Origin of the sequence: Zobellia russellii, assembly GCF_018728565.1 — a bacterium.
Taxonomy (GTDB): Bacteria; Bacteroidota; Bacteroidia; order Flavobacteriales; family Flavobacteriaceae; genus Zobellia; species Zobellia russellii.
In genome coordinates this window covers 460,320-472,869 of record NZ_JACSOI010000003.1, presented here as the reverse complement: position 1 = coordinate 472,869, position 12,550 = coordinate 460,320, and the positions used below count along the sequence as shown (strand labels likewise).

The 12,550-nt window shown below is 39.3% G+C and carries 11 protein-coding genes; 6 read left to right on the top strand and 5 right to left on the bottom strand.

The window, feature by feature from the left end; translation table 11 throughout:
• Positions 1 to 7 precede the first annotated feature (7 nt).
• The 6 genes from H9565_RS10115 (at position 8) to H9565_RS10090 (ending at position 6,593) form a co-directional block, all read left to right on the top strand.
• Positions 8 to 1,660 (top strand): UxaA family hydrolase, encoded by a 1,653-nt coding sequence (locus H9565_RS10115; protein WP_215439217.1) that lies wholly within the window; start codon positions 8 to 10, stop codon positions 1,658 to 1,660.
• A 39-nt stretch (positions 1,661 to 1,699) separates the two neighbouring features.
• Positions 1,700 to 3,148 carry a tagaturonate reductase gene (locus tag H9565_RS10110; RefSeq protein ID WP_215439215.1) on the top strand — a complete coding sequence of 483 codons (1,449 nt, stop codon included), beginning with the start codon at positions 1,700 to 1,702 and terminating at the stop codon, positions 3,146 to 3,148.
• A gap of 22 nt (positions 3,149 to 3,170) precedes the next feature.
• Positions 3,171 to 3,998 carry an amidohydrolase family protein gene (locus tag H9565_RS10105; protein WP_215439213.1) on the top strand — a complete coding sequence of 276 codons (828 nt, stop codon included), beginning with the start codon at positions 3,171 to 3,173 and terminating at the stop codon, positions 3,996 to 3,998.
• 87 nt (positions 3,999 to 4,085) lie between these two features.
• The gene (locus H9565_RS10100) at positions 4,086 to 4,880 is read left to right on the top strand and encodes an SDR family oxidoreductase (protein WP_215439211.1); all 795 of its coding nucleotides are present in this window, start codon (positions 4,086 to 4,088) and stop codon (positions 4,878 to 4,880) included.
• 25 nt (positions 4,881 to 4,905) lie between these two features.
• Positions 4,906 to 6,252, top strand: a complete 1,347-nt coding sequence (fucP, locus tag H9565_RS10095; protein WP_215439209.1) for an L-fucose:H+ symporter permease — start codon at positions 4,906 to 4,908, stop codon at positions 6,250 to 6,252.
• Positions 6,252 to 6,593, top strand: coding sequence for an L-rhamnose mutarotase (locus H9565_RS10090; protein ID WP_215439207.1), 342 nt, complete (start codon positions 6,252 to 6,254; stop codon positions 6,591 to 6,593). The genes fucP and H9565_RS10090 overlap by 1 nt, the downstream gene beginning before the upstream one ends.
• Positions 6,594 to 6,634: 41 nt before the next feature.
• On the opposite strand, the gene H9565_RS10085 is transcribed toward H9565_RS10090, so the two are convergent.
• From H9565_RS10085 to H9565_RS10065, 5 genes are all read right to left on the bottom strand, one after another.
• Positions 6,635 to 7,354 (bottom strand): 3-ketoacyl-ACP reductase, encoded by a 720-nt coding sequence (locus tag H9565_RS10085; protein ID WP_215439205.1) that lies wholly within the window; start codon positions 7,352 to 7,354, stop codon positions 6,635 to 6,637.
• A gap of 22 nt (positions 7,355 to 7,376) precedes the next feature.
• Positions 7,377 to 8,912 carry a Dabb family protein gene (locus tag H9565_RS10080; RefSeq protein WP_215439203.1) on the bottom strand — a complete coding sequence of 512 codons (1,536 nt, stop codon included), beginning with the start codon at positions 8,910 to 8,912 and terminating at the stop codon, positions 7,377 to 7,379.
• Between the two features lie 7 nt (positions 8,913 to 8,919).
• A complete protein-coding gene (locus tag H9565_RS10075; RefSeq protein WP_215439201.1) occupies positions 8,920 to 9,411 on the bottom strand; it encodes a GlcG/HbpS family heme-binding protein in 492 nt (163 codons plus the stop codon).
• A 197-nt stretch (positions 9,412 to 9,608) separates the two neighbouring features.
• Complete coding sequence (locus H9565_RS10070) at positions 9,609 to 11,288, bottom strand: sulfatase family protein (RefSeq protein ID WP_215439199.1); 1,680 nt, start codon at positions 11,286 to 11,288, stop codon at positions 9,609 to 9,611.
• A gap of 151 nt (positions 11,289 to 11,439) precedes the next feature.
• Positions 11,440 to 12,543: an NHL repeat-containing protein gene (locus H9565_RS10065; RefSeq protein ID WP_215439198.1), complete on the bottom strand. Its 1,104-nt coding sequence runs from the start codon at positions 12,541 to 12,543 to the stop codon at positions 11,440 to 11,442.
• Positions 12,544 to 12,550: the final 7 nt, after the last annotated feature.

Below are 12,550 nucleotides of genomic sequence, written 5' to 3'. Positions count from 1 at the left end.
GAACACTATGTCCAAGCAATTTTTGCAAATTCATCCAGAAGATAACGTTCTGGCAGCCCTTACCGATATTCCTAAAGGTTCTGATATTGTTCATAACAATGACAGCTTTCAGGTAATCCTGAACGTAAAGGCAAAACATAAATTCACTACTACCCAGCTAAATGTTGGGGACCCTATTATTATGTACGGTTCATTAGTGGGCAAGGCCACTAAACTAATTGCCAAGGGAGAGACCATTACTACCGAAAATGTAGTACATGCATCTTCCGAGTATGCTGTTGGTCAAGAGAAGTTGAGCTGGACCGCACCTGACGTAACTAAATGGAAAGACGTAACTTTTAATGGATACCATAGAACGGATGGTAAAGTTGGCACGGCCAATCATTGGTTGGTAATTCCTTTGGTTTTCTGTGAGAACAGAAACGTAGACGTAATGAAATCCGCTCTTTTAAAATCCTTGGGCTACCATACCACAACGGATTTTGTAGTAGATACGGAAGTACTTGTCAATCAGTATAAAAATGGTGCTTCCGATGATGAACTTTTATCTTCGGATATTATTAAAACCCCCGAAGAAATCAAACAAAACCGCACTTTCCCGAATGTGGACGGTATTAAGTTCCTGAACCATGACGGCGGTTGCGGTGGTATTCGCCAAGATTCGGAAACCCTTTGTAATCTTTTGGCAGGGTACATTACCCATCCAAATACGGCAGGTGCTACTATTCTTAGTTTGGGTTGCCAAAATGCACAGTTCAAATTATTGGAAGCGGCTATAGCCAAGCTTGACCCTAATTTTAACAAGCCACTTTACATACTTGAACAACAAAAAAGTTCCGGAGAACGTCAGTTTATTGAAGAGGCAGTTAAAAAGACCTTTGTGGGGCTCATTGAAGCCAATAAAATAGAAAGAAAACCGGCACCACTTACCAAACTTGTTCTAGGTTTGGAATGTGGTGGTTCAGATGGTTTCTCGGGAATATCCGCAAATCCATCATTGGGCTATGCATCGGATTTATTAGTGGCGCTGGGTGCCACTACGGTGCTTTCGGAATTTCCTGAACTTAACGGTGTTGAGCAAGAACTCATCAACCGTTGTGAAACCGAAGAAAATGCAACCAAATTTGCTAAACTAATGCGTGCCTATTCAGACAAGGCAGTTTCTGTTGGGTCTGGATTTGAGAATAATCCATCACCTGGAAATATAAAAGACGGACTTATTACCGATGCGATGAAATCTGCCGGTGCTGCCAAAAAAGGGGGCACAAGCCCCGTAACCGATGTACTGGATTATACGGAGCCGGTTAGAAAAAAAGGACTGAACCTTTTATGTACTCCCGGAAATGATGTAGAGAGTACTACCGGTCTTGCCGGATCGGGATGTAACGTAATCTGTTTTACAACAGGTTTAGGAACTCCTACCGGAAACCCTATTGCACCGGTCATTAAACTATCTAGCAACAATACGCTTAGTAGCCGCATGAAAGATATCATAGATTTTAATACCGGAACGGTAATTACGGGAGAGGATACTATTGAGACCAAAGGCGAAGAGTTATTGGAATACATTATTAAAGTAGCCAGCGGAGAAGTTGTTCCTGCGGCCGTACGTTTGGGCCAGGAAGACTTTATCCCTTGGAAAAGAGGTATATCACTTTAAATATCTCAACTAAATTTTAACTAAACAAACAGCTATTTAATGCAGATTTTAAATCATACAACCGTACCAAACAGAGTGCAACGCCCATTAAAGGTAATGCAGTTTGGCGGCGGAAACTTTTTACGTGCCTTTGTAGATTGGATGGTACACGTACTTAACCAAGAAACTGATTTTAACGGTGACATTGCTATAATAAAACCAACAGCTGGTGGAGATTATGCCGAACTAAAAAAACAAGACGGTCTGTTTACCGTTGTTCTTGACGGAATAAAAAACGGAGAACTCGTTGCCGAAAAAACATTGGTTACAGAGGTTCAGCAAGTGATTCATTCTTATAATGAATGGGCTACCTATCTTAAATTGGCCGAAACCGAAGACTTACGTTTTATTGTCTCCAACACTACGGAAGCAGGTATTAAATTTAATGCCGAGGATAAGTTTAATGGGGAGCCGCCAAAGGAGTTTCCCGCTAAACTAACGATATGGCTTTACCACCGTTACAAACACTTTAAAGCAGATATTTCCAAAGGATGTATTCTGCTTCCTTGTGAGCTTATAGAGGAAAATGGCGCCGCTCTTCAACAGACGGTTTTGCAATACGCAGACCATTGGGAGCTAGAAGAAGGTTTTAAAAACTGGATCCTGACGGCCAATCATTTTTGTAGCACACTAGTAGACCGTATTGTTTCGGGATATCCATCTGACAGGGCAAATGAAATTGAACAAAAACTAGGTTATAAAGATGAACTTTTAGTTGCAGGCGAGTATTACCATAGCTGGGTAATTCAAGCTAACGAAACCGTTCAAAAAGAACTTCCGTTCGCTAAAACCGATCTTAATGTGGAGTTTGTAAACGACCTTGCCCCCTACCGTGAGATGAAAGTGCGCATTTTAAACGGGGCACACACATCTATGGTTCCTGTAGGCTATTTGGCGGGCATCCGTTTTGTAAAAGAAGCCATGGAAAATAAAGAGGTAAGCCATTTTGTAGAAAGTCTTCTTTTAGAGGAAGCTGCAAAAACACTGGATTTTCCAGATGACGTAAAAAACAAATTTGTAGCGGACGTACTTGATCGTTTTAGAAACCCACTTTTAAAGCATCAGCTCATTAGTATATCCTTAAACAGTACTTCTAAGTTTGTAGCGCGCCTATTACCTACCCTAAAAGACTACAACAATGCGCAAGGCAAATTACCCAAACGTATTGCATTTGGTCTTTCGGCTATGCTTCGGTTTTATAAAGGGGAATTCAATGGAAAGTCTATTGCCCTGAACGATGACAAACAAGTGCTTCAATTTTTTGCTTCCGAATGGCAAAAAGTAGATGATGGTACCTCTAGCTTGAGCACATTTACGAACAATGTACTTAAGAACGCCTCCATTTGGGGAGAAGACCTAACGCAGATTAACGGACTAGAAAATAGCGTTTCCACAAATATTGAGTGTATTGAAACAGAAGGAGTTGCTGCTTGTCTGAATAAACTATAATTGAAGTTCTAAAAAAAGAAAAATGACAATAGATAGTCACCAACATTTTTGGCACTATGAGCCGGTTAAACATTCTTGGATAGATGATAACATGGCAGCTATTCGGAAAGATTTTCTTCCCAATGACCTCAAGAAGGTATACGAAGAGAATTCAATTGATGGTTGTGTAGCGGTGCAAGCGGACCAAACTCTGGAAGAAACCGATTTTTTATTGGATCTGGCCAAGCAGAATAATTTCATTAAAGGTGTTGTTGGTTGGGCAGATTTAAGATCCGAAACTATTGATTCCGTATTGGAAAAATATAGTACTGATAAAAATCTTAAAGGGTGGAGACACGTAGTACAAGGTGAAGCCGATCATAACTTCTTGTTACGACCAGATTTTTTAAGAGGAATTTCCAAACTTGAAAAATATGACCATACGTATGATATTTTGGTTTTCCCACATCAGCTAGGCTCTGTTCTAGAGTTTGTAAAAAAATTTCCTAATCAAAGATTTGTTATTGACCATATAGCCAAACCCTACATTAAAGATGGTTTTTACGACGGATGGGCCACTTTAATGAAAGAAATAGGAAAACAGGAAAACGTGTACTGTAAACTCTCCGGGATGATTACCGAAGCAGATTATAAATTATGGACTTCAGAACAACTACAACCGTATATGCACCTTGTTCTAGAGTCTTTTGGCAGTGAACGCATCATGTTCGGGTCTGATTGGCCCGTTTGCCTCGTAGCTGGAAATTACGGTCAAGTAAAAAGCATTGTAACCCATTTTATTGCAACGCTTAGCAGCCAAGACCAAGAGATGATCATGGGGGGAAATGCTCAGGCATTCTATAATCTATAAACAAATTATGCAGGGCAAAATGAGATAGTTTTCAACTACTGAAACATCTCAAATTATACTCTGAGCAATTTATAAAACAACAAAACAATGGATTTAAATTTAAAGGATAAGGTAGTTGTAATTAGCGGAGCTGCCGGAAAAGAAGGCAGTATTGGCGAAACCATATTGCAGCGTTTAGCCGAAGAAGGAGCCATACCGGCCGTAATTGACCGTAATGCCCGAGGTTTTGGATATGTTGAGAAAATTCAAGAGAAAGGAATAGATGCCATTTTCTGTCAAACTGATGTAACCGATCCCGTCCAGATTGAAAACGCCGTTTCTACCATTGTAAAAAAGTATGGCCGTATAGATGTTGTCATTAATAACGTTGGTGTAAATGACGGTGTTGGGCTTGATGCCACATACGAAGAGTTTATGGATTCGTTAAAACTGAATATGGTAAGCTATTTTCTTATCGTTAAGCACGCGTTGCCTTCCTTAATAGCGTCTAAAGGAAACATACTGAACATTGGCTCTAAAGTAGCCCTTACCGGTCAAGGTAGGACTTCTGGTTATGCCGCTTCCAAAGGTGGAGTTCTTGGTCTAACCCGTGAATGGGCGGTTGATTTAATAAAACATGATATTCGTTCCAACGCCATTATAATAGCCGAAAGTTGGACTCCGTCGTATGATACTTGGATTCGCACGCTGCCTAATGGAGAAGAAAAACTTCAGTCTATTGTAAAGAAAATTCCTTTAGAAAATAGAATGACGAGTACCAACGAAATAGCGGATACTTGCTTGTTCACTATCTCAAACAGGTCATCTCACACTACCGGTCAGTTTATTTTTGTAGATGGTGGCTATGTGCATTTAGACCGTTCACTACTTACCGAAGATTAAACGCAACCAACTTAAAAATATACCAATGACAAAGAACACCAAAACACCCGTAGTTCCTAAGAATTTGCTCGTTCCCTTTATTGCTGCAACCTCAATTTTTGCACTATGGGGCTTTGCCAACGATTTGACAAACCCCATGGTAGCGGCCTTTAAAAAGGTTATGATTCTTTCAAACGAAGAAGCTTACAACGTACAATTCGCATTTTACTTTGGGTATGGTGTTATGGCAATTCCTGCCGCATTGTTTATCCGTAAGTTTAGTTATAAATCTGGATTATTACTTGGTCTGGCCCTTTATGCGCTTGGAGCTATCCTTTTCTATCCTGCAGCAGAAAATGGTTCGTACACGTATTTTCTAATTTCATTGTTTGTCATCACTTGCGGATTAGGCTTTTTGGAAACCACTTCAAATCCACTTATTCTTTCCATGGGAGACAAAGAAACTGCCACCCAACGATTAAACCTGGCGCAGTCTTTTAACCCAATCGGTTCACTTACGGGTATGCTGATTGCTAAATTTGTTGTTTTGGATAGAATCCTTTCCGCAGATTATGCAGACAGTTCTGAAATTGTGGCTTTAGGTACGGAAAAGGCTGCTGAAATAAAGGCCTTTGATCTTAATGTAATTAGCGGCCCGTACATAGCGGTTGGTATCTTTGTAGCCTTGGTTTTTCTTGTCATTTGGAAAACTAAAATTCCGGCCATGGTCATGGGAGACCATTTATCCATTAAAGAATCTTTAGACAGAATTTTTAAAAGTAAGACCTTTCTATTGGGGGTCATTGCACAGATGTTTTACGTAGGAGCACAGATTATGTGCTGGACAGCCATTTTTCAATTGGTAGAGTATCTTAACGAATCGCAGAGTTTAGGAGTTGATGCCACTTGGTGGAACATAACCGCAATGGTATCTTTTGTAACCACCCGTTTTATAGGAACTGCTTTGATGAAAAAAATAAACCCGGCAAAAATGTTGGCTTATTTTGGTATTGCGGCTGCCCTTATGTGTGGCGGTATTATCATGTCTACCGGTATCATTAGTTTGGTATTCTTGGTTTTCGTTTCTGTATTCATGTCTATTATGTTCCCAACAATATATGGACTTGCCCTTAAAGATATGGGCGAGGAAGCCAAATTGGCCTCATCCGGACTTATTATGGCTATTGTAGGAGGTGCCTTTTTACCAAAGCTACAAGCCAGTATAATGGACTTTGGTGATACTGTAAATGGACAGGAAGTTTTTGGTGATAAAATAGCCGGAAACATTACCGAAATTCATTTTTCTTTCCTGTTACCAATGATATGTCTTCTATTTGTAGCTTTCTACGGTATGTACGCCTATAAAGTAACCAAAACTAAAATTGCAGCATAATGAAAACTACCAGATATTGCTATTCATGTGACCTTAAGGATGACCCAAAGCTTATTGCGGAATACAAAGAGTATCATGCAGAAGGTAATGCTAGGCCCGCTATAACCAAAAGTATAAAAGATGCCGGTATCGTGGATATGCAAATTTTCTTGACAGGAAACCGCATGTTCATGATTATGGAAGTTAATGAAACTTTTGACCCTGAAAAGAAAGCTGAGATGGACGCTAACAACCCTGCAGTACAGGAATGGGAACAACTTATGTGGAAATACCAGCAAGAGCTTCCTTGGGCCAAAAACGGTGAGAAATGGATAGCCTTAGAAAAGATTTTTCAATTATAGTCAATTAAAAAAAAGCTACTCTTTGAGTAGCTTTTTACTTTTTAAGGATTTGTAGACCACAATGCGGCAGATTTTAACATCGCCCTACGTGGTAATTTTAAACCCGATACAATGAGTTCCGCAAAATCTTGAGGTTGTAAGATATTCTCTTCGCTCCCTTTTTGTGCAAATCCGAGATCAATGGTCATATCTGATTCAATAGTACTTGGTGTCATGGTGATTACACGTACATTGTGCTTTCTCACTTCTTTCATCAAGGATTCAGACATACCGATGACTGCAAATTTTGATGCCGAATATGCCGAAACATTTGGATTACCATTAAGACCGGCGGTAGAAGAAATATTGACAATATCTCCTTCACAACGTGCTACCATTTGGGGTAAAACTTCTTTAGTAACATAATACATACCCATTAGATTGGTTTGTATCATTTGTTCCCAGTCGCTCACTGGCATGTCTAAAAAAGAACCAACACCTGCTATACCTGCATTGTTTATGAGAATATCTATGTGTTCCTTAACGTCCATGATAGTTTTTATGCCTCGTTTTACAGCCTCGTAATTCCCTACATCAAAAACAGCATAGGTAGCTTTTACCCCTAGTGCTTCTATTTCTTTTACGGTTATTTTTAGTGTTGCTTCATTTCTTCCGGTTATGGCAACGGCTACCCCTTCCTTCGCTAATGCCAAAGCGGTGGCTTTTCCTAATCCCCTGCTACCTCCTGTAACAAGGGCTGTTTTTGTATTTAAGTTTTCCATCAATCTAAAATTTAAACCTTTTTTATTGTTTCGCTGTCCAGTAATCCATCACTAAAACGCCACCGATTATAGGACCTATCTTTTTAACCAAGTCTAAATGGGTTTTATGGAACAGGTATTTTTCTCGTCCATGCTCATCATTAAACGTAAGAATAAAAGTATGGGTAAATCCATCACTATGACCTTCCGTGCTATCATTCTCTCCCCATTCAATAGAAACAATTTCAGGAATGGTTTTCTCTAAATCTAAAAAAGTCTGTACGGCCTCTTCTACCTGTTTTGGGGTAGCCTCTTCTTTATATTTTAAATTTACAATATGGCGCAATTGCTTGCCTTCTCTATCAATTTTAGGCGCTACTTGATAACTTGCTACTTTATTAAGATCAAAACTCATAGAGCCCGCTACCAATAAGGGGTTGCCTTCGATAGTTAAACTTCTTAAACCGTAATAGATAGGAAAACCCGTTTCTAAATAATTTAAGGGCGTTAATGTACCTTCTACATCTAATTTTACTAGCTGAATACTTGCATCATCCCGAGTACCTACTGCAAAAATGGCATGGTCTTCCTCCACAGAAACTACTTCAATACGGGTTTGTCCTCGTAGTTTGGTTAACTCATCATCCTTTAAAACGAAATGCGGAACCAAAGCGCCTTTTCTATTCACCTTGAACACACTTACCCCATCTCCGTGGTATGTAAAATCTTTGTTTTTAATGAATTTAGGGGCATAATCATAATATTTATGATGTCTATGGCCCACTACCACATAATGATTGCCTCCAAGTGTTGCACCAGTCACTGGATACGCTCCTGTCAGGTAGCGGTCTGTTGTATTGTCATGGATATTGTTCACATTTCTAAATGTACCATCCTCATAAACTCTAAAACTACTTACACCATTGTCCTGAAATCCGCTGCTATACAGATAGGTTTTCCCTTTTATTTTATGAACGAACATACCAATAATTCCATCGGTGTGTAACTCATCCGTATCTTTCATCGATTGAACATGGGTTAAACTTCCGTCGATATTTATTTTAAAAGAACTTAACCCCGGGGTTTCTCTTTCTAAACCACCTGCGAACAAAAAAGATGCATTCTTCATGTGAACCACCTGTAGGGTTATACCAACCGCAAGATGCGTATCTTCAGTATCTTCTATCATAGCGGCACGTTTCAAAGAACCGCTTTCTAAAATTTTAAAGGTTTCTACTACGTTACCAAATTTGTTGGCTACAAAAAGAAAATCGTTTCCACCAATATTGTCAGCAACCATGCCCCTGGCCGGCCCTTTTTGCTTATACAATTCGTGATTGCTCACAGGCGTAAGTATGCCATCTGCATCAATTTGATAGACATCTACATTACCAGCGCCTCCAGCATACACATAATGCTTTCCTTTCTTCTCATAACTGGTAATAGAAACCGTATTTTTTCCAGAAATATCTTTAAAATCTTTACGATACAACATAGGGTCGCTTAAATCTTGGGCCGTAATTATGCCACAGCCTAAGATTGCAATAGCTTGTAAAAAAATATTAGTAATAGTTCTCATCAGTATTTTAGTTTTCAGTTAAAAGGAAATCTGCGCCTGCGTTAGCAATAATTCTATCTTCTTCTATGGTGCCGCCACTTACACCAATGGCGCCAATTATTTTACCGTCTTTATTTTTAATGGGTACACCTCCGGGAAAGGTAATAAGGCCATTATTACTAAGTTCAATGTTATAAATGATGCCTCCCGGCTGGGTTAATTCGCCCAACTTGCCCGTATCAATATCAAAATAGCGAGCGGTTTTGGCTTTTTTTATGGCGACATCTATACTGCCTAAGTAGGAATTATCCATTCTTACGAAAGACTTTAGATTGGCACCTGCATCTACCACCGCTATATTGACCAAAACATTCATTTCTTCCGCTTTTTTCTTAGCAGCTTGTAAAGAATTTAAAGCCTGTTCTGTGCTAACATCATACGGGTTTTGTGCTTTTAGTTGAACTACGGATACCATTAAAAAGAAGAGTGTCGCATAAATTTTAATCGATTTGTAAAACATGATTTAGTAGTTAAAGATTAATACTTACAAAAATCAAAAACCTCTGTTACAAAAAAGTTGAACTAGTTCAACTGTCCCAAAAATTTTTAACCGAATTGCTCCTCTCAAAAACATTATTCAATAAAAAAAGCTGCTATCCTTATAAATTGGATAGCAGCTGATTTTTTCTCTATTTTAGGGATTAAAAAAAGCCCTATTTAATCGTTCCAGTGGGCGTCAATAACTTTTTGAATATGAGGATATTTCTCATCCGTTTCGTTCAAGTCCTCACGAAGTCTGAGTAATTCTTTCTTTAAATTTGCAATGGTCTCCGCATATGCTGGATCTGCATAGGCGTTGTTCATTTCTTTGGGATCTTTCTTTAAGTCATAAAATTCCCAACCCGCAGGGGTATCGGTATCAAAATCATTGCCCCAGTTTTCCTTATCCCATTCCGCATTAGGGTCTGTGGTATCTACATAATATTTTCCATAGAAAAATATTAATTTATAATCTTTAGTGCGTACTCCAAAATGTGCCGGATTTTGATGACGGTGCGCCATGTGCATCCAATACCTGTAATAGGTAGATTTTTGCCAATCTTCCGGTTCTTCTCCTGTTTCTAAGATGGTTTTAAAACTTTTCCCTTGCATATAATCAGGAGTGCTTCCTCCGGCCAATTCAATTAGCGTTGGAGCAAAATCCGTATTATTGATGATTGCATCGGTACGGGTTCCCGCTTTAATTTTTTCTGGGTAACGCACAAAGAACGGCATACGCATAGACTCCTCGTACATCCATCTTTTATCAATAAAATCATGTTCTCCCAACATAAATCCTTGGTCACCAGTGTAAACAATAATAGTATTATCCATTAGACCTTCGGCCTCTAAATAGTCCATTAAGCGTTTTACATTATCATCTACTCCTTTTACACACCGTAAATATTTCTTTACGTAGTCTTGGTATACTTTACTCGTGTATTTTCTTTCTTCATCATCCATTTCCCACTTTACATACTCTTCAGGCCTAATTTTATCCGCATCGCGGTATGAACGGTGAATTGAGCTATCCACATAAATATTCATAGCCTGATTACGAATCAAGTTTCTATGTGACACGGACGAACCAATAATTCTGGTTAAAGAATCATTCTTTCCTCTTGTGGCAACAGAACCGTTGTTTCCTCTTTCGTAAAGGCTCTCCGGCTCAGGAATAAACGTACCGGCCAAATACTCTTCATAACGCGGTGCGTTTTCAAAATCGTCATGCGGAGCCTTAAATTGATGCACTAGGAAGAAAGGTTTGTTAGGATCTCTTTCGTTCTTTAACCAATCTAAAGAAATATCGGTAACCATATCTGATGAATGACCTTTGGTCTGAACCGTATTCTTAGGCCATGGCTGATCACCACGAACCCTAAATTCAGGATCAAAATATTTTCCTTGCCCCGGTAAAACTTTATAATAATCAAAAGCCGCAGGCTCTTCTTTTAAGTGCCATTTACCCACTACAGCGGTCTGGTACCCCAACTTTTTCATTTCTATTGGTAAAAACTGGCGTGCCGGCTCTATACGACCATCTAAATCCAGAACCCCGTTCAATTGAGAATTTTGTCCGGTGATAATAGCGGCGCGACTGGGCGTACAGATAGAATTACTAACAAAGCAATTGTCAAAAATCATTCCTTCATTGGCAATTTTATCCAGAGTTGGCGTAGGGTTTAACTTAGCCAAGCGGCTCCCATAGATACCAAAACCTTGAGTGGTATGGTCATCTGCCATAATGTAGATGATATTCGGTTTTTTTTCGGTAATTACTGCCTTTTCCTCTTTACAGGACGAAAACACAATTAGTAGCAACAGTGCATACAGTACATTGTTTTTTTTGCTGCGCATTTAACTTTTGAATTTAGTTTATAAGTGTTTGATCGAAGTCTGAAGACTTCAACTCGAAAATTACACATATTTCATAGAGGGTGCTAAAAGATATGATCATTTGATTACCACAAATGGCTTTAACCCTACGCGTAGAAAAAAAATATAGAATTTACACCCGCTCTAATTTGATTGGAGGCGTTCTGTTGGCATTCCATTGACAGACATAAAGGTTCTTATCTTCATCAACGAAAACGTCATGTCCGTGATTAAATATGGCCTTTTCCGATTGATACATTTGTTGAAGCTTGCCATTCTTATATTCAGGCGCATCTCCCCCAGGATTGGAAACTACTTTATTACTACCATCCATAATGGTCACAAACCCCGAATTACTAAAGCGGTGGCCCGCCTTATTTTCTGACCAACAAACCCCAGCATAGATATTATCATCGTCTAGCACGGGTCTACATACATAGGCCCCGGGCAACTCTACGGTTTTGATAAACTTACCATCAAGCGTAAAAAATTTAAAGCTCTTGTCCGAACGTGATGTAACCACAAGTACCGGGTTTTGTTTATCACGATAGTCTACTGCCACTCCGTGGGCATTATGCAAATCATAGTTTTTATCGCTGTTATCGTGACCTCCCCATTTACGGATAAATTCGCCTTTAGGGCTAAACTGAAGAATAAAATCAGACCCGTAACCATCTGCTACATAGATATCACCATTAGGTCCAATGGCGGTTTCCGTGGGTAAATACTCTTGCTCTTTGGTATATACACCAATAGTATGTGGATCGGGCAAATTAAATAAAAGCCTCCCGTCTACGGTAGTCTTACTAACAGAACCTGCTTGCTTACTCCATTTTCCGGTACGGTCTACAAACCAGCCACAGTCTACGATATACAACATATCCTCTCCCCCTTCATCATGAAGGGTTAGCCCATGCCCACCAGGGTAGCGTGTACCCCAATAATCCAACAATTTTCCGGATTTATCAAAAACCAAAATATTATTATCCGTATGGTCTCCCAACATAATGAGCCTTCCTTTACTGTCCATCTGCATTTCATGACAGTTTAAAATTGGGTTATGTGCAACAGACATCTGGGCCCAGTCTTTCACCACTTTGTATTTGAAATCTCCATGACCAATAATTTGGTCCTCAAGAACGGTTTTTTTTAGAATATTAAACCCGAAAGATGATGTTGTGGATAAAGCTGTGGCGCCCAAGGCGGATTTTTTTAAAAAACTCCTTCTGTCGTTCATAGGATAC

Coding starts and splice junctions, on each gene's coding strand:
- H9565_RS10115 (WP_215439217.1), top strand. CDS start 8: ATGTCCAAGCAATTTTTGCAAATTCATCCAGAAGATAACGTTCTGGCA.
- H9565_RS10110 (WP_215439215.1), top strand. CDS start 1,700: ATGCAGATTTTAAATCATACAACCGTACCAAACAGAGTGCAACGCCCA.
- H9565_RS10105 (WP_215439213.1), top strand. CDS start 3,171: ATGACAATAGATAGTCACCAACATTTTTGGCACTATGAGCCGGTTAAA.
- H9565_RS10100 (WP_215439211.1), top strand. CDS start 4,086: ATGGATTTAAATTTAAAGGATAAGGTAGTTGTAATTAGCGGAGCTGCC.
- fucP (WP_215439209.1), top strand. CDS start 4,906: ATGACAAAGAACACCAAAACACCCGTAGTTCCTAAGAATTTGCTCGTT.
- H9565_RS10090 (WP_215439207.1), top strand. CDS start 6,252: ATGAAAACTACCAGATATTGCTATTCATGTGACCTTAAGGATGACCCA.
- H9565_RS10085 (WP_215439205.1), bottom strand. CDS start 7,354: ATGGAAAACTTAAATACAAAAACAGCCCTTGTTACAGGAGGTAGCAGG.
- H9565_RS10080 (WP_215439203.1), bottom strand. CDS start 8,912: ATGAGAACTATTACTAATATTTTTTTACAAGCTATTGCAATCTTAGGC.
- H9565_RS10075 (WP_215439201.1), bottom strand. CDS start 9,411: ATGTTTTACAAATCGATTAAAATTTATGCGACACTCTTCTTTTTAATG.
- H9565_RS10070 (WP_215439199.1), bottom strand. CDS start 11,288: ATGCGCAGCAAAAAAAACAATGTACTGTATGCACTGTTGCTACTAATT.
- H9565_RS10065 (WP_215439198.1), bottom strand. CDS start 12,543: ATGAACGACAGAAGGAGTTTTTTAAAAAAATCCGCCTTGGGCGCCACA.